At 71.2% G+C, this 22,829-nt stretch carries 24 protein-coding genes; 14 read left to right on the plus strand and 10 right to left on the minus strand.

The window, feature by feature from the left end; genetic code table 11:
* Window positions 1-1,593 carry a N,N-dimethylformamidase beta subunit family domain-containing protein gene (locus tag JAN01S_RS08610; protein WP_157075671.1) on the minus strand — a complete coding sequence of 531 codons (1,593 nt, stop codon included), beginning with the start codon at window positions 1,591-1,593 and terminating at the stop codon, window positions 1-3.
* Window positions 1,594-1,624: 31 nt separating this feature from the next.
* Entirely contained in the window at window positions 1,625-2,860 is a 1,236-nt protein-coding gene (gene dusB / locus JAN01S_RS08615) for a tRNA dihydrouridine synthase DusB (RefSeq protein ID WP_068316757.1), read from the minus strand.
* 49 nt (window positions 2,861-2,909) lie between these two features.
* Here dusB and JAN01S_RS08620 point away from each other — a divergent pair, with 49 nt between their 5' ends.
* The 3 genes from JAN01S_RS08620 to JAN01S_RS08630 are packed head-to-tail and all read left to right on the plus strand — an operon-like array spanning window position 2,910 to window position 5,364.
* Window positions 2,910-3,584: a DUF5808 domain-containing protein gene (locus JAN01S_RS08620; RefSeq protein ID WP_169797194.1), complete on the plus strand. Its 675-nt coding sequence runs from the start codon at window positions 2,910-2,912 to the stop codon at window positions 3,582-3,584.
* Window positions 3,581-4,543 (plus strand): cation diffusion facilitator family transporter, encoded by a 963-nt coding sequence (locus JAN01S_RS08625; protein ID WP_068316694.1) that lies wholly within the window; start codon window positions 3,581-3,583, stop codon window positions 4,541-4,543. Before JAN01S_RS08620 ends, JAN01S_RS08625 begins: the two co-directional genes overlap by 4 nt.
* Complete coding sequence (locus JAN01S_RS08630; protein ID WP_068316697.1) at window positions 4,540-5,364, plus strand: sulfurtransferase; 825 nt, start codon at window positions 4,540-4,542, stop codon at window positions 5,362-5,364. The genes JAN01S_RS08625 and JAN01S_RS08630 overlap by 4 nt, the downstream gene beginning before the upstream one ends.
* Window positions 5,365-5,367: 3 nt before the next feature.
* Here the strand turns inward: JAN01S_RS08630 and JAN01S_RS08635 are convergent, their stop codons facing one another.
* Window positions 5,368-6,111 carry an alpha/beta fold hydrolase gene (locus tag JAN01S_RS08635; protein WP_068316699.1) on the minus strand — a complete coding sequence of 248 codons (744 nt, stop codon included), beginning with the start codon at window positions 6,109-6,111 and terminating at the stop codon, window positions 5,368-5,370.
* 4 nt (window positions 6,112-6,115) lie between these two features.
* On the minus strand, window positions 6,116-7,522 hold the full coding sequence (locus tag JAN01S_RS08640) for a glycine--tRNA ligase (protein ID WP_068316701.1): 1,407 nt from the start codon (window positions 7,520-7,522) through the stop codon (window positions 6,116-6,118).
* A gap of 60 nt (window positions 7,523-7,582) precedes the next feature.
* On the opposite strand from JAN01S_RS08640, the gene JAN01S_RS08645 reads away from it, so the two are divergent.
* Genes JAN01S_RS08645 through JAN01S_RS08670 form a run of 6 tightly spaced genes read left to right on the plus strand, consistent with a single transcriptional unit; the run spans window position 7,583 to window position 11,357 of the window.
* Window positions 7,583-7,891 carry a DUF6703 family protein gene (locus JAN01S_RS08645; protein WP_068316703.1) on the plus strand — a complete coding sequence of 103 codons (309 nt, stop codon included), beginning with the start codon at window positions 7,583-7,585 and terminating at the stop codon, window positions 7,889-7,891.
* A 48-nt stretch (window positions 7,892-7,939) separates the two neighbouring features.
* Window positions 7,940-8,884, plus strand: a complete 945-nt coding sequence (locus JAN01S_RS08650) for a metal ABC transporter substrate-binding protein (protein WP_068316706.1) — start codon at window positions 7,940-7,942, stop codon at window positions 8,882-8,884.
* Complete coding sequence (locus tag JAN01S_RS08655) at window positions 8,881-9,675, plus strand: metal ABC transporter ATP-binding protein (RefSeq protein WP_244884793.1); 795 nt, start codon at window positions 8,881-8,883, stop codon at window positions 9,673-9,675. Before JAN01S_RS08650 ends, JAN01S_RS08655 begins: the two co-directional genes overlap by 4 nt.
* A complete protein-coding gene (locus JAN01S_RS08660) occupies window positions 9,672-10,667 on the plus strand; it encodes a metal ABC transporter permease (RefSeq protein ID WP_068316710.1) in 996 nt (331 codons plus the stop codon). Before JAN01S_RS08655 ends, JAN01S_RS08660 begins: the two co-directional genes overlap by 4 nt.
* Window positions 10,664-11,065: a Fur family transcriptional regulator gene (locus JAN01S_RS08665; protein ID WP_068316713.1), complete on the plus strand. Its 402-nt coding sequence runs from the start codon at window positions 10,664-10,666 to the stop codon at window positions 11,063-11,065. The genes JAN01S_RS08660 and JAN01S_RS08665 overlap by 4 nt, the downstream gene beginning before the upstream one ends.
* A 49-nt stretch (window positions 11,066-11,114) precedes the next feature.
* The gene (locus JAN01S_RS08670) at window positions 11,115-11,357 is read left to right on the plus strand and encodes a metallothionein (protein ID WP_068316715.1); all 243 of its coding nucleotides are present in this window, start codon (window positions 11,115-11,117) and stop codon (window positions 11,355-11,357) included.
* 234 nt (window positions 11,358-11,591) lie between these two features.
* Here JAN01S_RS08670 and JAN01S_RS08675 read toward each other — a convergent pair whose 3' ends face one another.
* Both JAN01S_RS08675 and recO read right to left on the minus strand, forming a co-directional pair.
* Window positions 11,592-12,374: an isoprenyl transferase gene (locus tag JAN01S_RS08675; protein WP_068316718.1), complete on the minus strand. Its 783-nt coding sequence runs from the start codon at window positions 12,372-12,374 to the stop codon at window positions 11,592-11,594.
* On the minus strand, window positions 12,371-13,132 hold the full coding sequence (recO, locus tag JAN01S_RS08680) for a DNA repair protein RecO (RefSeq protein ID WP_068316721.1): 762 nt from the start codon (window positions 13,130-13,132) through the stop codon (window positions 12,371-12,373). The genes JAN01S_RS08675 and recO overlap by 4 nt, the downstream gene beginning before the upstream one ends.
* Before the next feature lie 95 nt (window positions 13,133-13,227).
* Here recO and JAN01S_RS08685 point away from each other — a divergent pair, with 95 nt between their 5' ends.
* A complete protein-coding gene (locus JAN01S_RS08685; RefSeq protein ID WP_068316724.1) occupies window positions 13,228-13,851 on the plus strand; it encodes an alpha-ketoglutarate-dependent dioxygenase AlkB in 624 nt (207 codons plus the stop codon).
* Between the two features lie 81 nt (window positions 13,852-13,932).
* On the opposite strand, the gene leuA is transcribed toward JAN01S_RS08685, so the two are convergent.
* From leuA to JAN01S_RS08700, 3 genes are all read right to left on the minus strand, one after another.
* Entirely contained in the window at window positions 13,933-15,669 is a 1,737-nt protein-coding gene (leuA, locus tag JAN01S_RS08690) for a 2-isopropylmalate synthase (RefSeq protein WP_068316727.1), read from the minus strand.
* A 153-nt stretch (window positions 15,670-15,822) separates the two neighbouring features.
* Window positions 15,823-16,545, minus strand: coding sequence for a response regulator (locus JAN01S_RS08695; RefSeq protein WP_068316730.1), 723 nt, complete (start codon window positions 16,543-16,545; stop codon window positions 15,823-15,825).
* Window positions 16,542-18,137 carry a sensor histidine kinase gene (locus JAN01S_RS08700; RefSeq protein WP_218000017.1) on the minus strand — a complete coding sequence of 532 codons (1,596 nt, stop codon included), beginning with the start codon at window positions 18,135-18,137 and terminating at the stop codon, window positions 16,542-16,544. Before JAN01S_RS08700 ends, JAN01S_RS08695 begins: the two co-directional genes overlap by 4 nt.
* A 103-nt stretch (window positions 18,138-18,240) precedes the next feature.
* Here JAN01S_RS08700 and JAN01S_RS08705 point away from each other — a divergent pair, with 103 nt between their 5' ends.
* Genes JAN01S_RS08705 through JAN01S_RS08720 form a run of 4 tightly spaced genes read left to right on the plus strand, consistent with a single transcriptional unit; the run spans window position 18,241 to window position 21,657 of the window.
* Window positions 18,241-19,230: a Bug family tripartite tricarboxylate transporter substrate binding protein gene (locus JAN01S_RS08705; protein WP_068316735.1), complete on the plus strand. Its 990-nt coding sequence runs from the start codon at window positions 18,241-18,243 to the stop codon at window positions 19,228-19,230.
* Window positions 19,227-19,757, plus strand: coding sequence for a tripartite tricarboxylate transporter TctB family protein (locus JAN01S_RS08710; RefSeq protein WP_174522285.1), 531 nt, complete (start codon window positions 19,227-19,229; stop codon window positions 19,755-19,757). The genes JAN01S_RS08705 and JAN01S_RS08710 overlap by 4 nt, the downstream gene beginning before the upstream one ends.
* Window positions 19,757-21,268 (plus strand): tripartite tricarboxylate transporter permease, encoded by a 1,512-nt coding sequence (locus JAN01S_RS08715; RefSeq protein ID WP_068316738.1) that lies wholly within the window; start codon window positions 19,757-19,759, stop codon window positions 21,266-21,268. Before JAN01S_RS08710 ends, JAN01S_RS08715 begins: the two co-directional genes overlap by 1 nt.
* Window positions 21,265-21,657 carry a universal stress protein gene (locus tag JAN01S_RS08720; protein WP_068316740.1) on the plus strand — a complete coding sequence of 131 codons (393 nt, stop codon included), beginning with the start codon at window positions 21,265-21,267 and terminating at the stop codon, window positions 21,655-21,657. Before JAN01S_RS08715 ends, JAN01S_RS08720 begins: the two co-directional genes overlap by 4 nt.
* A 90-nt stretch (window positions 21,658-21,747) precedes the next feature.
* Here JAN01S_RS08720 and JAN01S_RS08725 read toward each other — a convergent pair whose 3' ends face one another.
* Window positions 21,748-22,785, minus strand: a complete 1,038-nt coding sequence (locus JAN01S_RS08725; protein WP_068316743.1) for an aspartate-semialdehyde dehydrogenase — start codon at window positions 22,783-22,785, stop codon at window positions 21,748-21,750.
* Window positions 22,786-22,829 lie beyond the last annotated feature (44 nt).

The raw sequence follows: 22,829 nt of genomic DNA on the forward strand, positions 1-22,829 counted from the left end.
TCAGCCGCCTGCGGCGGCCACCGCTCCCCCGGTGCCGGTCGACGTGCTCGGCGACAGGTCGAAGTCGTCGAGGTTGCCGGCGCCCGGGTGCCGTCGCCCGATCGGTCCGGCGGCCATCGCCTCGAAGAGCGTGGTGGAGACGGTGCGTGCGAACTCGACTGCGGCAGCGTCGATCCCGAGGCGCGGGTACTCGCCCCGGATGCCGTAGCACCACGACATCGTCCCGGTGCTGACCACGGCCGAGCCGGAGTCGGTGGTGTAGCAGGTCAGGTCGGCGTGGGTCGCACGACCGCCCGCGAGCGGGGTCGGTGAGTGCGCGATGATCCGCAGGGTCGGCGGCGTGCCGTCGATCGGGTAGACCCGGTCGATCTCGCTGCCGACCAGACCGGCATAGCTCGACCCGGCCCGCGCCCCGGTCCCCTCCAGCAGCCAGTGGTCGGGGTCGTGCACCACGAGCGGCCCCACGGCGGGGAAGGCCTCGTAGAGCATGCCGGTCAGCGAGTTCTCCGGCCGGGGCTGCGGGTCCGCACGCCACAGGGCGGTCGTCGTCTCGTCACGTGTGGGGTCGAGGTCGGCGGACTTGTGGCAGACGACGGTGCGGCCCTCGTCGGTGAGGCGCACCCGCCAGTAGCAGGCGTTGGCGCCGAGGAAGGCCAGGTTGGTCCCGGCGTCGCGCGCCTGCTCGACCGCGTCGCGCATCGGGACGCTCCAGTACTCGTCGTGGCCGAGGGAGATGATCCCGCGGGCGCCCGTGAGGTCGGTCGTCTCGAGGTCGGCGCTCGTCAGGTAGGCGAGGTCGAGGCCGAGCTCCTCGGCCAGCTGGATCGGGGCCTGCTCGTACTTGAGGACGATGCTCGCGCCGTTGCCGTCGTAGGGGCGGTCGAAGCTGACCGCGCCCGAGCGCGCGGCGAAGGTGCGCTCCCCGTCCGCGCGCCCGTGGTAGAGCGACGCGCCGCCCCACTCGTTGTACGCGGCGTACGTGGCGGTCGCGTTGACGATGACGAGCCGGTCGGTGACGTCGGCCGAGCGGACGGTGATGGGGACGAGCTTGCTCCGGCCGCGGGCCTCGAGCCGGACGAGGTGGGTGCCCTCGAGCCAGTCGCTCGTGTCGAGCGTCAGGGTGCTGGTCCAGCGGCAGCGGACGGTGCCGAGGTCGTCGACCTCCGGCTCGGGCTGCGCGGCGACGCGCACCCCCTTCGTCTCGTGGACGAGGCGACCGCCGGTGCCGCCGTAGTGTCCGAGGCGGAAGACGCTCACGTCCACCGGACCGCGGCGCGAGCGCACGAAGAGCTCGACCGGCTCCCCCGGCCGCACGCTCGTCGCCCCCGCGTAGCCGACGAGGTCCTCGCCGGCGGTAGAGGGCGCGTAGATCCGCCACCCCGTGCTCCCCGGTCGTGCGTTCTCCGCCCTGACCCAGGCCGGGTCGTGCCCGGTCGTCGTGGCGGTCGGCTCGTCGGCCGTCGTCGTCGCGGCGCTCGTCGGGTCGCCCGCGGCGTCGCCGCTGCACGCCCCCAGTGCCCCCAGGCCGAGCGCTCCGAGACCCAGTGCACCCATGACGTCGCGACGCGCCGGGCCCTTCCCGCCTGCACCCATGGCCCGAAGATAGCAACGGGCGAAGGGGGCGTCAGCCCCCGTCGGCGACCGAGGACTCCGCGGAGGCGACCTGCGCGCGCTGGGCCTCGTCGAGCTCGCGCGAGGCGAGCCAGTTCTCCGGGAGCGCGACGACGCGGGAGGAGCCGGCGCGGCCGCGCTGGCCCTCGGCGGCCTCGCCGGGCCACGGACTGGTCGGGTCCATCGTCTCGATGAGCCGGTCGAGCGCGGCGAGCGAGTCGACGAGCGCGAGCTGGTTGCGCACGGTCGAGCCTGCCGGGAACCCCTTGAGGTACCAGGCGATGTGCTTGCGGATGTCGCGGCAGGCACGCAGCTCGTCGCCGTCGTAGAAGTCGGTGAGCAGCTCCGCGTGCCGACGCAGCGTCGCGGTGACCTCACCGAGGTCGGGACGCACCCGGACCTCGGTGCCGGCGAAGGCCGCGGCCAGGTCGGCGAAGAGCCACGGGCGGCCCAAGCAGCCGCGCCCGACGACGACCCCGTCGCAGCCGGTCTCGGCGACCATGCGCAGCGCGTCCTCGGCGGACCAGATGTCACCGTTGCCGAGCACGGGGACGGTCGTGATCGTCTCCTTGAGCAGCTTGATCTTCGACCAGTCCGCCTGGCCGGAGTAGGCCTGGCTCGCCGTGCGGGCGTGCAGCGCGACCGCGACGACACCCTCCTCGACGGCCGCGGTCGCGGCGTCGAGGTAGGTGTGGTGCTCGTCGTCGATGCCGACGCGCATCTTCACGGTGACGGGGACATCCCCCTTCGCCCCCTCGGTCACGGCCGCGGACACGATCGCGCGGAAGAGGTCGCGCTTCCACGGCAGCGCCGCCCCGCCGCCCTTGCGGGTGACCTTGGGCACCGGGCAGCCGAAGTTGAGGTCGATGTGGTCGGCGCGCTCCTCCGAGACGAGCATCCGCACCGCCGCCGCGGTCGTCGCCGGGTCGACGCTGTAGAGCTGCACGCTGCGCGGGCGCTCGTCCTCGTCGTGCTCGATGAGGCGCATCGACTCGGGGGTGCGCTCGACGAGCGCGCGCGAGGTGACCATCTCGTTGACGTAGAGGCTGCTCGCGCCGGTCGCACCGCTCGCGGCGAGCCCGGCGTCGCCGGCCTCCCGGCACAGGCGGCGGAAGGCGCGGTTGGTGATGCCCGCCATCGGCGCGAGGACGACCGGTGAGTCGATGACATGCCTCCCGAGACGAAGGGGAGGCAGCACGCGCTCCCCCGTGGTCGCCGGGGTGATCGGGGCAAGGGTCTGGCTGGTCATCGCGCCACCCAGTGTCGCACCGCGGGCCCCGACGGGGACAATCGTCGCCATGAGGCAGCAGACATCGGTGGACACCGCGGGCGACGGCGACCCGCCGGTCTCCCTGCGCCCGGCACTGCCCTGGCTCGCGCTCACGCTGGGACTCGGTGTGGCCGCCGTGGTCGTCGGCGTCGCCCGCTTCGCCGAGCTGCCCGACCCGTACCCGGTGCACTTCGGCCTTGCCGGGGACCCGGACCGGTTCGACGACAGGAGCCACGCCAACGTCCTCATGCCCGTGGTCGTCGGACAGCTGAGCGCGCTGTCGGTCTTCGCCTGCCTGCTGCTCGTCCGTGGCCAGGGGCACCGGCGGCTCGTCGCACCGCTGGCGGCCCTGGCCTGCGTCATCGGGGGTGGGATCTCCCTGGTCTCCATCGCCCAGTACCTGTCCGCCGACACGGTGGCACCGCCGTGGACCTTCTGGGCGCTGCTGGCCGGGATCGTCGTCACGACCGTCTGGGTCGTCGCCGCCGCCGTGCGTGTGGGGAGAGCGAGGCCGGACGACCGTGAGGGGTGGAGGCTCGGTGGGCTCGTCTACGCCGACCCCGACGACCCGGAGGTCTTCGTCAGCAAGCGCGTGGGTGTCGGGGTCACGCTCAACCTCGGTCGCCCGTTGGGGTGGGTCGTCCTGGCCCTGGTCCTGCTGCCCGTGGCCCTCGTCGTCGTGCTCGTCTCGGTGAGCGCATGAGCACCTCGTCGCGCCGCCACCTCGAGCGGTTCGCCTGGCTGTCCATCGCCGCCGCGCTGTCGACGATCGCCCTGAAGACCGGTGCGTGGTGGATCACCGACTCGGTCGGCCTGCTCGCCGACGCGGCGGAGTCGATCGTCAACCTCGTGGCCGCCGTCGCCGCGCTGGTCGCCCTGCGGGTGGCCGGCCGGGCTGCCGACGACGACCACCACTTCGGCCACTCCAAGGCGGAGTACTTCTCCGCGGCGATCGAGGGGGCGATGATCTTCGTCGCCGCCGGATTCATCATCTGGCAGGCGATCGGCCGCCTGCTCGACCCCCGCGAGATCGACCAGGTCGGTACCGGTCTGGCGATCTCCGTCGTGGCCTCGGTCATCAACGGAGCCGTGGCCTACGTGCTCATCCGCGCCGGTCGTCGACACCGCTCGATCACACTGCGCGCCGACGGCCAGCACCTCCTGACCGACGTGTGGACCTCCGTCGGCGTCGTCGTCGGGGTGGCGCTCGTCGTCGTCACCGGCATCGAGGTCCTCGACCCGATCGTCGCCCTGCTCGTCGGTGCCAACATCCTGTGGACCGGGTGGCGCCTGGTGAGCGAGTCCGGGACCGGGCTGATGGATGCCGCGCTCACCCCGGAGGAGAACGCGGACCTCGCCGACACCATCGCCGGGCTGACCACCGACGAGGTCGCCGTCCACGGGCTGCGCACCCGAGTGGCCGGGCACGTCTCCTTCGCCGAGCTCCACGTCCTCGTCCCCGGCGCATGGTCGGTACGGCGAGCGCACGACGTCGTCGAGGACATGGAGGCGGTCATCGCCGAGCATCATCCCGACCTGCGCGTGACCGCCCACATCGAGCCGCGCGAGGACCCGCGTGCCTACGATGACTTCGGCGGGTACGAGATCCCGATCGAGCCGCTGCCCGACGGCGACGACCCCACCCCGGAGGAGACCCCGTGAGTGCCCTGATCAGCGCCACCGACCTGCAGCACGAGCTGCTCGACAACCCCAAGCTCGTCGTCCTCGACGTGCAGTACACCCTCGACGGGCAGGGCCCGGCCCTGTACGCCGACGGGCACGTGCCGGGCGCTCCCTTCGTCGACCTGGACTCGGTCCTCGCGGGCCCGGCGGGCGAAGGGGGACGACACCCCCTCCCCGACGTGGCGACGCTGCAGGCGGGTCTGCAGACGGCCGGCGTCATGACCGACTCCGTGGTCGTCGTCTACGACCAAGGCCCGTCCCTCGGCGCGGCGCGCGCGTGGTGGGTCCTGCGCTGGGCCGGCATCGAGGAGGTCCTCGTCCTCGACGGCGGGCTGGCCGCCTGGCGGGCGGCCGGGGGCGCCGTGGACACCGACCCCGTCGAGACCGAGCCCGGCGACGTCGTGCTCGACCCGGACCAGCTCGTCGCCCTCGACGCCGAGGACGCCGCGGCCACCGCCCGCCTCGGTGTCCTCGTCGACGCGCGCACCCCCGAACGGTTCCGCGGGGAGAGCGAGCCCATCGACCCTGTGGCCGGGCACATCCCCGGCGCGGTCAACGTGCCGATGGCCGACCTCGCCACCGACGACGGCCGTCTGCGGCCGGGGCGGGAGCTGCGCGAGCGTTTCGCCCGGGAGGGCATCGACGAGGTGACCGTCGTCGGCACCTACTGCGGGTCCGGCATCACCGCTGCGCACACCGCGCTGGCGCTGCACGAGGCCGGGGTCGAGGCGGACGTGTACGTCGGCAGCTGGAGCGAGTGGATCACCGACTCCTCGCGCCCGGTCGCCACCGGCGACTGAGTCTCAAGGCAGCGTCGCGACGAAGTCCACGAGCGCCCGTGCCACCGGTGCCGGGTGCGTGACCGGCGCAAAGTGGGTCGCTCCGGCGACGTGGACGATCTCGAGGTCCTGACGCAGGCGACGGGCCCTCCCTTCGCCCACCCGGAACTGGTCGAACTCGCCGTTGATCGCGAGGATCGGCACGTCGACGTTGCCCAGCACGCTGAGGTCGACCCCGTCGATGACGGCGTCCCAGGCGTCGGGGATCGCCGCGAGGCCGGTCCCCCGCTCGATGACCGCCTGCGCGGCACGGGTGCCGATGATCCGCCGCAAGGACGCCGCATCGCTCTCCTCGATGCGCCCCGCCCGCCGTTCGTCCCCCAAGCCGGCGCGCAAGGCGCTGCCGAACGCGCGGTAGATGCCGGCCAACCGGGAGGACGGCTGTGCCGTCGCGCCCATGAGCACCAGGCCGGAGAGCACGTCGTGGTGGGCGGCCGCCCACTGCATCGCGACGTATCCGCCCAGGCTGTGCCCGACGAGGACCACGCGGTGCAGGTCCGGCTCGAGCGCCTCGACGGCCTCGCCCACGACCTCGAGGGCTCCGGCCATCGTGAACGGCTCGCCGGCAGACGTCCCGTGACCGGGCAGGTCGATGTGCGAGCAGACGAGACGGCCCAGGAGGACCTCCTCGAGCGGCATCCACGAGGCCGCGTTGAGCCGGCTGCCGTGGACGAGCAGCAACCGGACGGGCCGGGCCTGCCCGCTCACCGGGTCAGGACCCGAGGAGCTTCGGCGCGAGGTAGGCCTCGACCTGGTCGATCGAGACCCGCTGCTGCGCCATCGTGTCGCGCTCGCGGATGGTCACCGCGTTGTCCTCGAGGGTGTCGAAGTCGACCGTGATGCAGAAGGGGGTGCCGATCTCGTCCTGGCGGCGGTACCGCTTGCCGATGGCCTGGGCGTCGTCGAAGTCGACGTTCCAGTTCTTGCGCAGCTGCGCGGCGAGGTCGCGCGCCTTGGGCGAGAGGTCGGCATTGCGCGAAAGGGGCAGGACGGCGGCCTTGACCGGAGCCAACCGGTGGTCCAGGCGCAGGACGGTGCGCTTGTCCACGCCCCCCTTCGCATTGGGCGCCTCGTCCTCGGCGTACGCGTCGACGAGGAAGGTCATGATCGAGCGGGACAGGCCCGCCGCCGGCTCGATGACGTAGGGCGTGTAGCGCTCGTTGTTGGCCTGGTCGAAGAAGGTGAGGTCCGTGCCCGAGTGCTCGCTGTGGCTGCTGAGGTCGAAGTCGGTGCGGTTGGCGATGCCCTCGAGCTCACCCCACTCGCTGCCGGCGAAGTTGAACCGGTACTCGATGTCGACGGTGCGCTTGGAGTAGTGGCTCAGCTTGTCCTGCGGGTGCTCGAAGTGGCGCAGGTTGTCGGGGTTGATGCCCAGGTCGGTGTACCACCGGGTGCGCTCGTCGATCCAGTACTGGTGCCACTCCTCGTCCTCGCCCGGCTTGACGAAGAACTCCATCTCCATCTGCTCGAACTCGCGGGTGCGGAAGATGAAGTTGCCCGGCGTGATCTCGTTGCGGAAGGACTTGCCGGTCTGCGCAATGCCGAAGGGGGGCTTCTTGCGTGAGGTCTGCAGCACGTTGTTGAAGTTGATGAAGATGCCCTGGGCGGTCTCCGGGCGCAGGTAGTGCAGCCCGGACTCGTCCTCGATGACCCCGAGGTGGGTCTTGAGCATCATGTTGAACTCGCGCGCCTCGGTCCACTGGCCGCGGGTGCCGCAGTCGGGGCAGACGATCTCACTCATGGGGATGGAGTCGGGGTCGATCTCCTCCCCCTTCTTGGCGGCCTTGTCGGCCACGGCCTCCTGCAGGTGGTCCTGGCGGTGCCGCTTGTGGCAGTTGAGGCACTCCGTGAGCGGGTCGGTGAAGGTGCCGACGTGGCCGGACGCGACCCAGGTCTCGCGGGGCAGGATGATCGAGGAGTCGAGGCCGACGACGTCGTCGCGGCCGGTGACCATCGACTTCCACCACTGCCGCTTGATGTTCTCCTTGAGCTCGACGCCGAGGGGACCGTAGTCCCAGGCGGAGCGGGTCCCGCCGTAGATCTCACCGCAGGGGAAGACGAAGCCCCTGCGCTTGCACAGGTTGACGACGGTGTCCACGGTGGAGGTCTGCTTGGCCATGAGGGAGAGGCTATCCGGCACCGTGCCGGACCACGGAATCGGGCCGCCTACCCTGTGGGGGTGTCCAGCAGCCCCTCGCCCCGTCCCGAGCCCATCGCGACCAATGCCTTCGAGCGCGCCAGCCTGCCGCTCACCCGGCTCATCGCCAGGATGCCGCCGCTCGTGCCGATCCTCGTCGTCTTCGCCCTCGTCCTCGTGGGCTCCTTCCTCGGCCCGTGGGGAGCCATTCCGCTCGGGCTCGTCGTGCTCTTCCTGCTGTGGATGCTCGGCCTATCGTGGCCGCGGCTCACCGCGAGCGAGCGCCTCATGCGCATCGCCGTCATCGTGCTCGTCATCGGCCTGACGGCGATCAAGCTCTTCCCCCGCTGACGAGCGCCGAGTTGACAACGGTTCTCACTTCGCCTGAGAATCGTTCTCATGAAGATCAACCGGCTCGTCCTCGCCGCCTCGGCCCTCGTGCTCGCCGTCACCGGATGCGGGTCCGGCTCGAGCGATGACGACGACGCCTCCGGCGACGCACTGACGATCGCGACGAGCTTCTACCCCCTGCAGCACGCGGCCGAGCAGGTCGGCGGTGACCACGTCGAGGTCACCAACCTCACCCAGGCCGGCGCCGAGCCGCACGACCTGGAGCTGACCCCCAAGCAGATCCTCGAGGCGTCCCAGGCCGACGCCCTCGTCTACCTCAAGGACTTCCAGCCCTCCGTCGACGACGCCGCCGCGGAGGCGGGCGACACCGCCTTCGAGGTCTCCCCCTTCGCCCGGCTCGACATCGAGCCCCACGAGGACGAGCACGGCGACGAGCACGAAGGGGAGGACCACGAGGGCCACGACCACGGCTCCGTCGACCCGCACTTCTGGCTCGACCCGACCCGCTACGCCGACGTCGTCGACGCCCTCGCGGACCACTTCGCCGAGATCGACCCGGACCACGCGGCCGACTACCGGGCGAACGCCAAGGCCTTCACCGCCGAGCTGTCGACCCTCGACACCGACCTCACCGAGGGCCTGGCCGAGTGCACGAGCACCGACCTCGTGACCGGCCACTCCGCCTTCGCCTACTTCGCCGACCGCTACGGTTTCCACCAGGAGTCGGTGAGCGGGCTCTCGCCCGGCGCCGAGCCGAGCCCGGCCGCGCTGGCCGACCTGATCACGCACATCAAGGACGAGGGGATCACGACCGTGTACGCCGAGACCCTCGTGCCGACCGACGTCGCCGACACGATCGCCCGCGACGCCGGCGCCGAGGTCGCGGTCCTCGACCCGATCGAGGGCCTGACGGACGAGTCCGCCGGCGACAGCTACGTCGAGGTCATGCGCAGCAACCTGGCCACCGTCCGCGAGGGACAGGGGTGCGAGTGACCGACCAACCCGTCATCGAGCTCTCCGGAGCCGCCTTCGGCCACGGCGACCGCACGGTCGTGAGCGGCCTCGACCTCACCGTGCGCCGCGGTGAGGTCGTCGCCGTGCTCGGCCCCAACGGCGCGGGCAAGTCGACCCTGGTCAAGGGACTGCTCGGCATCGCCGAGCAGCACGCCGGCACGGCGCGCGTCCTCGGCCACGAGGTCGGCAGCGCCCCGGCGCGCGCGGGCATCGGCTACGTGCCGCAGCGGCACACGCTGGCCTCCGCCGTGCGCGCCACTGCCTCCGAGATCGTCACGATGGGACGCACCGTGCGCACCCCGTGGTGGGCGCCGTGGCGCATCCGCTCCGCGGCCGACCGCGCGATCGTCGAGGAGTCCCTCGCCGTCGTCGGGCTGGGCGACCTCGCCACGCAGGATGTGACGACCCTCTCCGGCGGCCAGCAGCGCCGCGTGCTCATCGCGCGCGCGCTGGCCAGCCGCCCCGAGGTCTTCCTCATGGACGAGCCGACCGCCGGGGTCGACCGGGGCCACCAGCAGGTGCTCGTCGCGGTGATGCGTCGCCTCGTCGAGCGCGGCGCGACCCTGGTCATCGTCACCCACGAGCTCGATGCGCTGGCCGATATCGTCACCCGCGCGATCGTCGTCCGGGGCGGCGGCATCAGCCACGACGGTCCCCCCGACCGGCTGCCCCCGGCCGACGTCGCCCACGCGCACCACGACGACGACGGCGAGGCGCCCCCTTCGTCCGTCCCGACCACGATGATCACGACGAAGGGGGGATCCCGGTGATCGACCTGCTCGCCCTGGAGTTCATGCAGCACGCGCTGCTCGCCGCGCTGCTCGTCGGCGCGTCCGCGCCCCTCGTCGGCGTCTTCCTCGTCCAGCGGGGCATGTCGCTCGTCGGCGACGGCATGGGCCACGTGGCCCTCGCCGGCGTCGGCGTCGGCCTGCTGACGAGCACCAGCCCCGTCCTCACGGCCCTCGTCGTCGTCGTGCTCGCGGCCGTCGCCATCGAGGTGCTGCGCCACCTGGGTCGCACCGGCGGTGACCTCGCGCTGGCCATCATGTTCTACGGCGGTCTCGCCGCCGGTGTCGTCATCATCGCCAAGGCGCCGCAGGGGTCGGCGACCAACCTGCAGGGCTATCTCTTCGGTGCCCTGACGACCGTCTCGCGCGGTGACCTCGTCCAGTTCGCCGTGCTCGCCGCCGTCGTACTGGTCACCGTGATGCTGCTGCGCGAGCGCCTCTTCGCCGTCGCCCAGGACGAGGAGTACTCGCGCGCCTCGGGCCTGCCGGTCCTCGCGACCAACATCCTGCTCGCCGTGCTCACCGGCGTCACCGTCGTCATCTCGATGCGGGTCATCGGGCTGCTGCTCATCAGCGCCCTGATGATCCTGCCCAATGCCACCGGCCAGTACCTCGGCCGCTCCTTCCGCGGCGGCCTCGTGTGGGCCGTCATCGTCGGCACGCTGACGAGCGTGGGCGGCGTCGTGACGAGCTTCTACGCCGACACCCCGTCCGGCGCGACGATCGTCCTGCTCGCGATCGCCGTCTTCGTCGTCTCCGCCGCGGTCGTCACCGCCGCCCGGACCCTGCGCGGCCGGCACCACCAGACCGCCGAGGCGCACGAGCACGTGCACTGGGAGGAGTGCGGCCACGAGGTGGTCCTGCACGGCGACCACGTCGACTTCCTCCACGACGGGCACCGGCACGCCCGCCACGGGGACCACTGGGACGAGCACGACCCCGACCACACCGAGCTCGAGGGGAGCCACCGATGACCGACACCCGCACCCGCCGCCCCACGCGGCAACGCACCGCGATCGAGGCCGACGTCGACCGCTCCGACGAGTTCCGCTCCGCTCAGGAGGTGCACGCCAGCCTCGTCGCCGGCGGCGACAAGATCGGCCTGGCGACCGTCTACCGGACGCTGCAGGCGATGGTCGACGAGGGCGCGCTGGACTCCCTTCGTACCGACGACGGGGAGCAGGTCTACCGCCGCTGCAGCACCGGCCACCACCACCACCTCGTCTGCCGCGACTGCGGCCGCACGGTCGAGGTCGAGGGCCCGGCCGTCGAGCGCTGGGCCGAGCGGGTGAGCGAGGAGCACGGCTTCACCGACGTCGCGCACACGCTCGAGCTCTTCGGCCGGTGCGGGGAGTGCACCGCGCGGGTTTGACGACACCGACCTCGGGTAGGGCCACGGGACCCGACCAGAGGAGGCAGACATGGCCACGTGCGAGGTCTGCGGCAACGACTACGACAAGTCCTTCGACGTGGTGGCCGCCGGCGCCACCCACACATTCGACAGTTTCGAGTGCGCGATCCACGCGATCGCGCCCGTGTGCGAGCACTGTGGGTGCAAAGTCATCGGCCACGGCACCGAGGTGGACGGTCACTTCTACTGCTGCGCCCACTGCGCGAAGCACGCCGAGGGTGCTGAGGATGCTCCGGTGGCTGACCGGGCCTAGCTGCTATCGAGCCGTCGACCGGTGAACCTCGAGGGGTGCAACTGGCGGCGTCGTCAGGGCAGTGGCTGTCCGACCAGACGTCGCCTACCGTCGACGATTCCCCCTTGAGAAGTATCCGCACCTCGCGGAGGACGACTCTTTCGGTGACGTGTCGCACGACGATGGTCTGCCTGCCGAAGCGGACGTCGAAATCAGCCTCGTCCAAAAGATCATCGAAGCCGGCGGTGAGATCGCCTAGCTGACCGCCGGCGCGTCGACCGCCCCGCCGTACCGCCGCTCCCGCCGGGCGTAGGTCTCGATGGCCTCCCACAGGTGGCGCCGGTCGTAGTCGGGCCACAGCGTGTCCTGGAAGACCATCTCGGCGTAGGCGCTCTGCCACAGCAGGAAGTTGCTCGTGCGCTGCTCGCCCGAGCTGCGCAGGAAGAGGTCGACGTCGGGCATCGTCGGCTCGGTGAGGTAGCGCGCGATCGTGCGCTCGTCGATGCCCGAGCCCTTGAGCCGTCCTGCCTTGACGTCGTCGGCGATGCGCCGCACCCCGTCGACGATCTCGGCGCGGCCGCCGTAGTTGACGCAGAAGTACAGCGTCATCGCGTCGTTGTCCCGGGTCATCTCCTGGGCGATCTCGAGCTCCTTGATGACCGAGCTCCACAGTCGCGGCCGACGGCCCACCCACCGCATGCGCACGCCCCAGGCGTGCAGCTGGTCGCGTCGGCGGCGGATGACGTCGCGGTTGAAGCCCATGAGGAAGCGCACCTCCTCGGGCGAGCGGCGCCAGTTCTCCGTGGAGAACGCGTACGTCGACAGGTGCTGCACCCCGATCTCGAGGGCTCCGGCGACGACGTCGAGCAGCGCGCCCTCCCCCGCCTCGTGCCCCTTGGTCCGGGGCAGGCCCCGCTGGTTGGCCCACCGACCGTTGCCGTCCATGACGACGGCGACGTGCCCGGGGACCAGGTCGGCGGGCACGGGCGGCGGCGTCGCTCCGCTCGGGTGGGCGAAGGGGGGCTCGTAGCGACTCATCCGGTCCTCTGCGGTTGGTGGTGGTCGGGGCGCGTGCGGTCGACATGACGCAGGGAGAGCACCCCGCGCTCGAGGTGCCACTGGAGGAAGGCGGCGGTCAGCCCCGACCCCTCGCGCCGGTGGCGCTCGATCGAGGCGTCGGCGGTCGGCCAGTCCCCGGCGAGCAGGGCGGCGAGCAGACCGAGGGTCTCGGGTGCGGGCGAGCTCGAGCCGGGCACGCGGCACAGGCGACAGAGCACCCCGCCGGAGGCGACGTGGAAGGCGCGGTGCGGCCCCTCGTCACCGCACTGGGCGCAGTCGTGGAAGCTCGGCGCCCAGCCGGCGATCGCGAGCGCCCGCAGGAGGTAGGCGTCGAGGACGAGTTCCGAGGCATGTCCCTCGTGGGCGAGGGTGCGCAGGGCGCCCGCGAGCAGCAGGTACTGCTGCAGCGCCGGCTCGTGCTCCTCGGTGAGCCGGTCGGCGGTCTCGAGGATCGCGCTCGCCGCGGTCCAGCGCGAGTAGTCACGGGCGAGCGCGTCGCCCCACGGGTCGAGCGACTCGGCCTGCGTCACGGTGTCGAGGTTGCGCCCCTCGTAGCACTGGAGGTCGACGTGCATGCCCGGCTCCAGGCGCGCGCCGAACTTGGACTTCGTGCGACGCACCCCCTTCGCCACCGCGCGGATCTTGCCGCGACCGCGGGTGAGCACGGTGATGATCCGGTCGGCCTCACCCAGCTTGTGGGTGCGCAGGACGACCCCGGAGTCGCGGTAGAGGGGCATCGCTCCATTCTCCCCCTTCGTCCGGGCGCGACACGCACCCCACGCCGATCGCGCAGGTATCGAACACGTGTTCGAGATGCTGCTACGGTCGAGGCATGCAGGCGCTCCAGTCCTCGCTCTTCGACACCGCCGACTCCCCCACGCTCGGCGACCTCGACCGGCGCCACCGCCGCTTCCTCGACGAGACCGCGTGGCTGGACCTCCTGCCCGGGTGGGCCTGCGGCACCGACGAGGTCCTCGCCACGCTGCTCCACGAGGTGCCGTGGCGCTCGGAGCGCCGGCAGATGTACGACGCGGTCGTCGACGTCCCTCGCCTGACCTGCTTCTACACCGCAGGCGAGACCCTTCCCCACCCGCTGGTCACCGACATGCGTGACCAACTCTCGGCGCACTACGCGATCGAGCTCGGTGAACCCTTCGTCACCGCGGGGCTGTGCCTCTACCGCGACGGGCAGGACTCCGTCGCCTGGCACGGCGACCGCATCGGCCGCAGCCGGGAGCAGGACACGATGATCGCCATCGTCTCCCTCGGCTCCGCCCGCCACCTCGCGCTGCGTCCGCGGGACGGCGGCAGCTCGCAGCGGGTCTCGCTCGGCCACGGCGACCTCGTCGTCATGGGTGGCGCCTGCCAGCGCACCTGGGACCACGCCGTCCCCAAGACGAGCGCCGCCGTCGGGCCGCGGGTGTCGATCCAGTTCCGCGTGGCCGGCGTCCGCTGAGCGATCCCATCGAAGGGCGAGTCGAAGAAGGACCGCGACCAGGAGGTCGCGGTCCTTCTTCGAAGGGCGGGTGACGGCGACTCAGGCCGTGGCGTCGCGCTCGGCGCGGTTGACCGCCGAGAGGATCGCCCGCAGCGACGCCTTGACGATCGAGTCGTGCAGGCCGACGCCCCACAGGACCCGCTCACCCACCGCGCACTCGACGTACGCAGCAGCGCGGGCGTCGCCGCCGGCGGAGAGGGCGTGCTCGGCGTAGTCGAGGACCCGCACGTCGATGCCCAACGGCTGCAGGGCGTCGAGGAAGGCCGCGATCGGGCCGTTGCCGGTCCCGGCGATCTGCACCTCCGTGCCGTTGTCGAGGATGTGCCCGTCGATCCGGTCCAGGCCGCTGTCCTCACCCGTGAGCGTGGAGCGCACGGGCTGGAACCGGCCCCAGCCGTCCTTGTCCTCGCTGTGCAGGTACTCGTCGTTGAAGACCTCCCACAGCGCCAGGCCGCTCATCTCGCCGCCGTCGGTGTCGGTCTTGCGCTGCACGACCGCGGAGAACTCCATCTGCAGGCGGCGCGGCAGGTCCAGGCCGTGCTCGGACTTCAGCAGGTAGGCGACGCCGCCCTTGCCCGACTGGCTGTTTACGCGCACGACCGCCTCGTACGAGCGGCCGATGTCGTGCGGGTCGATCGGCAGGTACGGCACACCCCAGTCGATGCCGTTGACGTCGGTGCCGGCCTCCTTGGCCCGCACCTCCATGTCCTCGAAGCCCTTCTTGATCGCGTCCTGGTGCGACCCGGAGAACGCGGTGTAGACGAGGTCGCCGCCCCACGGGTGGCGCGGGTGCACCGGCAGCTGTGTGCAGTGCTCGACGGTGCGACGGATCTCGTCCATCTGCGAGAAGTCGATCTGCGGGTCGATGCCCTGGCTGAAGAGGTTCATCCCCAGCGTCACCAGGTCGACGTTGCCGGTGCGCTCGCCGTTGCCGAAGAGGCAGCCCTCGATCCGGTCGGCTCCGGCGAGGTAGCCGAGCTCGGCGGCAGCCACCCCTTCGCCGCGGTCGTTGTGCGGGTGCAGCGACAGCACGATCGACTCGCGGCGCTCGAGGTTGCGGCTCATCCACTCGATCGAGTCGGCGTAGACATTGGGGGTGGCCATCTCGACGGTCGCCGGCAGGTTGATGATCATCTTGTGGTCCGGCGTCGGGTCGATGACGTCGATGACCTCGTTGCAGATGCGCGCGGCGAAATCGAGCTCGGTGCCCGTGTAGGACTCCGGCGAGTACTGGTAGTACACGTCGGTGTCGGGGATGGTCTCCTCGAGCTTCTTGCACAGGCGGGCGCCCTGCAGCGCGATGTCGACGATGCCGTCCTGGTCGCTGTTGAAGACCACGCGGCGCTGCAGCACCGACGTCGAGTTGTAGAAGTGGACGATCGCCTGCTTGCTGCCGGCGATGGCGTCGAAGGTCTTCTCGATGAGGTGGTCGCGGCACTGCGTGAGCACCTGGATCGTCACGTCGTCGGGGATGTGTCCGCCGTCGATCAGCTGCCGGCAGAAGTTGTAGTCCGTCTCGCTCGCGCTGGGGAAACCGACCTCGATCTCCTTGTAGCCCATCTTGACGAGCAGCTGGAACATCGTCAGCTTGCGCTCGGCGTCCATCGGGTCGATGAGGGCCTGGTTGCCGTCGCGCAGGTCGACCGCGCACCAGCGGGGCGCCTGCGTCATCACCTGGTCGGGCCAGGTGCGGTCGGGCAGCTCGACGCTGATCTGGTCCTGGAAGGGGACGTACTTGCGCACCGGCATCGCGGTGGGCTGCTGGGGATGGATCATGCTCTGTCCTTCGTCACGCGTCTCTGTGCTGGTCGGCACCACGAACTCCGCGACGAGGGTGGCCGTCTGTCAGGCCTCGCCGCGGCAGAGAAGGAGGAGGTCCGTCCGCATGCCCAGCACCATACTCCTCGCCGGACCCAGGGATGACCCCGGTCACCATGCGGACGAGCCTGCCTGGGGCGATGCAGGCGAAGGGGGGCGGTAGCGCCGCTCGGGTCGGCCCACCCGGCCGTACTGCTGGCGCCCCTCGAGCGCGCCGGTCGCGGCGAAGTGCTCCAGGTAGCGGCGCGCCGTCACCCGGGACAGGCCGACGAGCTGCGCGCACTCGCTCGCCGACAGGTCCCCGGCCTCGCGCACCGCGCCCAGGACCAGCTCGCCCGTGTCGGCGCTCAATCCCTTGGGCAGCACCGGGATCGGTCCCGAGGCGCCTGACCCGCCGGCGAAGATCGCGTCGATGTCCCCCTGCGCCGCGGCCTCGCCGGCGACGCCCTCGAGCCGCTGCAGCTCGAGGCGGAAGTCCTCGAGGCGCGTCGCCAGGTCGACCTGGCCGAAGGGCTTGACGAGGTAGCCGAAGGCGCCGCCGCTGCGCGCCGCGCGGACCTGCTCGACCTCACGGGCCGCGGTCACCATGAGGACGCCGACATCGAGCCCTTCGGCCCGCAGCCGGCGCAGCACCTCGATGCCGGTCATGTCGGGCAGGTGCACGTCGAGCAGGAGCAGGTGCGGGTCGTGTTCGTGCACCGCGTCCAGCGCGGCCTGCCCGGTGGCGGCGGTCGCGACGACGCGAAATCCGGCGACGCTCTCGACGAAGCGGGTGTGCACCTTCACGACGAGGAAGTCGTCGTCGACGACGACGACGTCGAGGGTCTGGCTCATCGCTCCTCCTGGGCCGGTACCCCACCGAGCGACGCGGTGAAGACCGCGCCGTGGTCGCCCTGCGTGACGGTCACCCGGCCACCACCCCGGGAGCATACGGCTTGGACGAGGGCCAGCCCGATGCCGCGACCGGCGGACCCGGCCGGCTTGCTGGACCACCCCCGCTCGAAGACGCGGTCGATGTCCTCGGGCGCGATGCCGGGCCCGGTGTCGGCGACCCGCACCGTCAGCCCGTGCGGCCCGCCGGCCAGCCGCACCGACACCTCCCGGCCCCCGTGCGAACGGGTCGCGTCGAGCGCGTTGTCGATGAGATTGCCCAACACGGTGATGACATCGGCCGACACCGCTGGGTCGAGCCGCTCCAGGCGTGACTCGGGCTCGATCGACAGGTCGATGCCGACCTCGGACGCGGCGGTGACCTTTGCGATGAGCAGCGCGGCGACCCGCGGGTCCTCGACGTGGCTGGTCACGGCGTGGCTGATCTCGGTGCGTCGACGGGTGACGTCGGCGACGAGCGCCACGACCTCGTCGTACTCCCCCAGCTGCACCAGCCCGGAGATCGTGTGCAACCGGTTGTCGAACTCGTGGGTCTGGGCCCGCAGCGCGTCGGTGATGCTCGCCTGCGCCGCGACCTGGCTCTGCAGGGCCAGCAGGTCGCTGCGGTCGACCATCGTCGTGACGGTGCCGACGGCACGACCGGCGAAGTAGGTGCGTCGACGAGTCAGGACCAGGGTGCGGTCCTCGACGACGATGAGTGTCGGGTCGCTGTCGCCGCCGGCGACGAGGAAGTCCCCGACCCCCGGGTGCAGGTCGACCTGGCGGACCTCGCGACCCACGTCCGCCTCGCCGAGACCGAGCAGCTCCTGGGCCGAGGTGTTGACCAGTGTGATGACGCCGGAGCCGTTCACCCCGACGACGCCCTCGTGGATGCCGGTGAGCAAGGCCTCCTGGTGGTCGGCCAGGCGGCCGATGTCGGCCGGCTCCAGCCCGCGGGTCTGCCGCCGGATGAATCGGGAGAGGCCGAAGGCTCCCGCGATGCCGAGCACTCCGGCGGCACCGAGGAAGAGCAGCAGGTCGGGCGCCGCGCCGAGGAGGCGCTCCGACCACGGAGGGTAGTCCTCGACGACGAGGGCGACACCCTGCACCTGCTCGTCGTCGCCGATGACCGGTGCCTGCCCACCGACCGCCCGCGTGCCGTCGATCCGGAGGTCACCCGACCACGAGCGGCCGTCCGCCACGGGCACCGCCAGCGTGGCCGTCGTCCCGATGTCGGTGGCGTCGGTCGAGGCCGCGACCTTGCCGTCCAGCCCGACGAGCTGGACCCGACGGGCACCGGACAGGCTCGCCGCCCGACCCAGCTGTGCCTCGAGGGCGCGACGGTTGCCCCCTTCGACCAGCTCGGACCGGACCACCGGCGTGGCCGCGAGGGACTCGGCGACGGCCAGCATGCGGGTCTGGCGCGATGAGCGGAAGTCGGAGGTCGACTGCTGCACCGTGATCGCGGCGACGACGAGGAGCACGAGCAGCAGCGCGACGAGCTGCCACACGAGCAGCTGGGCGGCGAGGCTCCAGTGACGCGCACGTGACCGCAATGACCACAACCTCCTTTGTGTCCGCAATGGTGACGGGCGGCACACCACCGGGTGACCATCGAACGTGCCCATCCTCCACCATCCCCAGGAAGGAGTGCCCGACATGCCTCCCGGCCCCCCACGCCGCAGCGTGCTGCTGGCCTCCCTCGGAGCCCTCGCCCTCCCTTCGCTCGCCGCCTGCGGTGTCACCCGCGGCGACGACGCCGGCTCGACCCGGCTGCGCATGATGATCCCCAACTCGCCCGGTGGCGGCTACGACCTCACCGGTCGTGCCGCCGTGCGTGTCATGGAGGACACCGAGATCACGAGCCGCTTCGAGGTCTTCAACGTCATCGGCGCCGGCGGCACCGTCGCCATGGCGCGACTGTCCAACGAGCGTGGCAACGAGGACCTCATGATGGCCATGGGTCTGGGCGTGGTCGGCGCGACCTTCACCAACAAGTCGCAGGCCCGCGTCTCGAGCATGACGCCCCTGGCCCGCCTCATCCAGGAGTCCGAGGGCGTCATCGTCCCCGCCGACTCCCCCCACAAGAGCATCCAGGACCTCATCGACGCCTGGAAGAAGGACCCCAAGGCGGTCAGCATCGGTGGCGGCTCCTCCCCCGGCGGTCCCGACCACCTCTTCCCGATGGAGTTCGCCAAGGCGGTCGACATCGACCCCCGCGACGTCAACTACATCACCTACGACGGCGGTGGCGACCTGCTCCCCGCCCTGCTCGGGTCGAAGATCAAGGCCGGCATGAGCGGTCTGGGCGAGTACGCCGAGCAGATCGACAAGGGGCAGGTCAAGGTTCTCGCGGTCTCCGGCGAGGAGCGGGTGCCCGGGATCGACGCCCCGACCCTCAAGGAGTCCGACGTCGACCTGACCTTCATCAACTGGCGCGGGATCCTCGCGCCACCCGGCATCTCCGCCGAGCGACGGAGACAGCTGATCGACCTGCTGCAGCAGATGCACGACACGCAGGAGTGGGCCGACGCGCTCAAGACCAACAACTGGACCGATGCGTGGATGACCGGCGACGAGTTCGGCGAGTTCCTCACCTCGCAGGACGAGCGCGTCGAGACGACCCTCAAGGAGCTGGGACTGCTGTGAGCGACACGATCGAGACCACCACCCCGGCCGCCGCCCCCGAGCGTCGTCGCGACCTGGCCCAGTTCATCGTCGTGGCCTTCCTCGTCGTCGTCGCGACGATCCTCGTCGTCGACGCGTCCGGCCTGCGCAACGACTTCGCCGAGACCGACCCCGTCGGTCCGAAGTTCTTCCCCTGGTTCGTCGCCGGTGCCCTCTACCTCACCGCAGCCCTGCTGAGCATCGCCATCCTGCACGGCTCGATCCCGGAGGAGGAGGGCGGCGAGGACATCGACCTCACGCAGCGCGCCGACTGGCTCACCGTGGCCAAGCTCGTCGCCGTCTTCGTCTTCCTCATCGCCACCGTCGACCTGCTCGGCTGGGCGATCTCCGGAGCCCTCTTCTTCGCCGGGTGCTCCCTGACCCTCGGCAGCCGCACCTGGCTGCGTGACCTCGTCATCGGCACGGCCCTGTCGGTCGGCTCCTTCTACGCCTTCTACGTCGCCCTCGGCGTCCCGCTCCCCGCGGGCATCCTGGACGGGATCCTCTGATGGACAACCTCAACCACCTCATCGAGGGGTTCGGCTCGGCGCTGACCCCCACCAACCTGCTCTTCGCCTGCGTCGGCGTCCTCCTCGGCACCGCCGTCGGCGTCCTGCCCGGCATCGGACCGGCCATGACGGTCGCCCTCCTGCTGCCGATCACGTACAACGTCGAGCCCTCGAGCGCACTCATCATGTTCGCCGGCATCTACTACGGCGGCATGTACGGCGGGTCGACGACCTCGATCCTGCTCAACGCCCCGGGAGAGTCCTCCTCGGTCATCACCGCCATCGAGGGCAACAAGATGGCCAAGGCGGGCAGGGCCGCACAAGCCCTCGCCACCGCCGCGATCGGCTCCTTCGTCGCCGGCACGATCGGTACCGCCCTGCTGGCTTTCTTCGCCCCGTGGATCGCCGTCCAGGCGGTGAAGCTCGGCGCCCCGTCGTACCTGGCGATCATGGTGCTGGCCCTCGTCGCCGTGACGGCCGTCCTCGGCAGCTCCAAGCTGCGTGGCTTCATTGGGCTCTTCCTCGGTCTGGCGGTCGGCATCGTCGGCATCGACAGCCTCACGGGGCAGAACCGGTTGACCTTCGGCATCCCCCTGCTCGGCGACGGCATCGACATCGTCGTCGTGGCGGTCGCGATCTTCGCCATCGGCGAGGCGCTGTGGGTCGCGGCCTTCCTGCGCCGGCGTCCGCTCGAGATCATCCCCGTCGGCCGCCCGTGGCTGGGCAAGGACGACCTGCGTCGCTCGTGGCGGCCGTGGCTGCGTGGCACCGCCTTCGGTTTCCCCTTCGGTGCCGTCCCGGCAGGCGGCGCCGAGCTGCCGACCTTCTTGTCGTACATCACCGAGCGCAAGCTGTCGAAGCACCCCGAGGAGTTCGGCAAGGGCGCGATCGAGGGCGTCGCCGGCCCCGAGGCCGCCAACAACGCCTCGGCCGCAGGCACGCTCGTGCCGATGCTCGCCCTCGGCCTGCCGACCAACGCGACCGCGGCCATCATGCTCGCCGCCCTCATGAGCTACGGGATCCCGCCCGGCCCCGCACTCTTCGAGTCCGAGTCCACCCTCGTCTGGGCCCTCATCGCGAGCCTCTTCATCGGCAACCTGCTGCTGCTCGTGCTCAACCTGCCCCTGGCACCGCTCTGGGCCAAGATCCTGCGCACCCCACGGCCGTACCTCTACGCCGGCATCCTCTTCTTCGCCTCGCTCGGTGCGCTCGCGGTCAACCTGCAGTGGTTCGACCTGGCCCTGCTCCTGTTCTTCGGTCTCGTCGGGCTGGGCATGCGCCGCTTCGGCGTCCCCGTGCTGCCGATGATCATCGGCGTCATCCTCGGCCCTCGCGTCGAGGAGGAGCTGCGCAAGACGCTGCTCCTGTCGAGCGGCGACTGGGGCGGCCTCGTCAGCGAGCCGACCGCCGTCATCGTCTACGCGATCATCGCCCTCGGCGCCATCGGCCTGACGGTCTCCGGCTACCTGCGGGGCCGCAACTCCCCCACGACCACGGAGGTCTCGGCATGACCATCGTCATCGGCTTCACCCCGGAGCCCGCCAGCACCCAGGCGCTCGAGCGCGGACTCGAGGAGGCCCGCCGGCGCGGCGAGTCGGTCCTCGTCGTCAACGCGACGAAGGGGGATGCCTTCGTCGACACCCGCTACGGCACCGATTCCGAGATCGGGCAGGTCCGGCAGCAGCTCGAGGAGTCGAGCGTGCCGTTCGAGATCTCCCAGCCGATGGGGCCCGACATCGCCGACCTCGTCCTCGACGAGGCCGAGCGGGTCGACGCTTCCTGCATCGTCATCGGGCTGCGCCACCGCACCCCCGTCGGCAAGCTGCTCCTCGGCTCCACCGCCCAGCGCATCCTCCTCGACGCGACCTGCCCGGTCCTGGCGGTCAAGCCCCCGCGCTGACCCGAGGGCGGCCACGACGCGGGGCGCCGCTCACCGTGATGGTGAGCGGCGCCCTGCGTGGTCTCGAGGCTCGTGCCTCGACCAGCGGGATCAGGCCTGGCGGGCGACGATCTGCTCGGCGATCTGCACGGCGTTGAGCGCAGCACCCTTGCGCAGGTTGTCACCCACGACGAAGAGGGTGAGGCCCTTGCCCTCCACGACGGACTGGTCGGCGCGGATGCGGCCGACGAAGACCTCGTCCTTGCCCGCGGCCTCGAGCGGGTTGGGCACGTCGGTGACGACGACGCCGTCCGCGGCCTCGAGGATCTCCTGCGCCCGCTCCGGGGTGATCTCGCGGTCGAACTCCGCGTGGATCGCCAGCGCGTGGCCGGAGAAGACGGGGACGCGCACACAGGTGCCGCTGACGCGCAGGTCGGGGATGTGCAGGATCTTGCGCGACTCGTTGCGCAGCTTTTGCTCCTCGTCGGTCTCGAGGGTGCCGTCGTCCTGGACGGACCCGGCGACCGGCACGACGTTGAAGCCGATGTTGGCCTCGTAGACCTGCGGGGCGGGCAGGGTGAGCGCGGACCCGTCCCGGGCGAGGTCCTTGGGGTCGCCCGAGGCGTAGCCGGCGCGCAGCTGGCTGTCGAGCTCGGTCAGGCCCGCGCCACCCGAGCCGGAGACGGCCTGATAGGTCGCGACGCGAAGGGCGACCAGCCCCGCCTCGTCGTGCAGCGGCTTCAGCACCGGCATCGCGGCCATGGTCGTGCAGTTGGGGTTGGCGATGATCCCCTTGGGCAGCTCGGCGATGTCGTCGGCGTTGACCTCGGAGACGACGAGCGGCACCTCCGGGTCCTTGCGCCAGGCGCTCGAGTTGTCGACCACGGTCGCGCCCGCGGCGGCGACCTTGGGCGCCCACTCCTTGCTGGTGGACCCGCCGTTGGAGAACAGCGCGATGTCCAGACCCGAGAAGTCGGCGGTCGCGGTGTCCTCGACCGTCACCTCCTGGTCCTTCCACGGCAGGGTCGACCCGGCGGACCGCGCAGAGGCGAAGTAGCGGATCGAGGTGACGGGGAAGTCCCGCTCCTCGAGCAGCGCTCGCATGACCTGTCCGACCTGGCCGGTGGCTCCGAAAACTCCGATGTGCATGGTCCAAGGATAGGCGTCGGGGCCTGAACACCCACATCGGTGTT

This window comes from Janibacter anophelis NBRC 107843 (assembly GCF_001570945.1).
Taxonomy (GTDB): Bacteria; Actinomycetota; Actinomycetes; order Actinomycetales; family Dermatophilaceae; genus Janibacter; species Janibacter anophelis.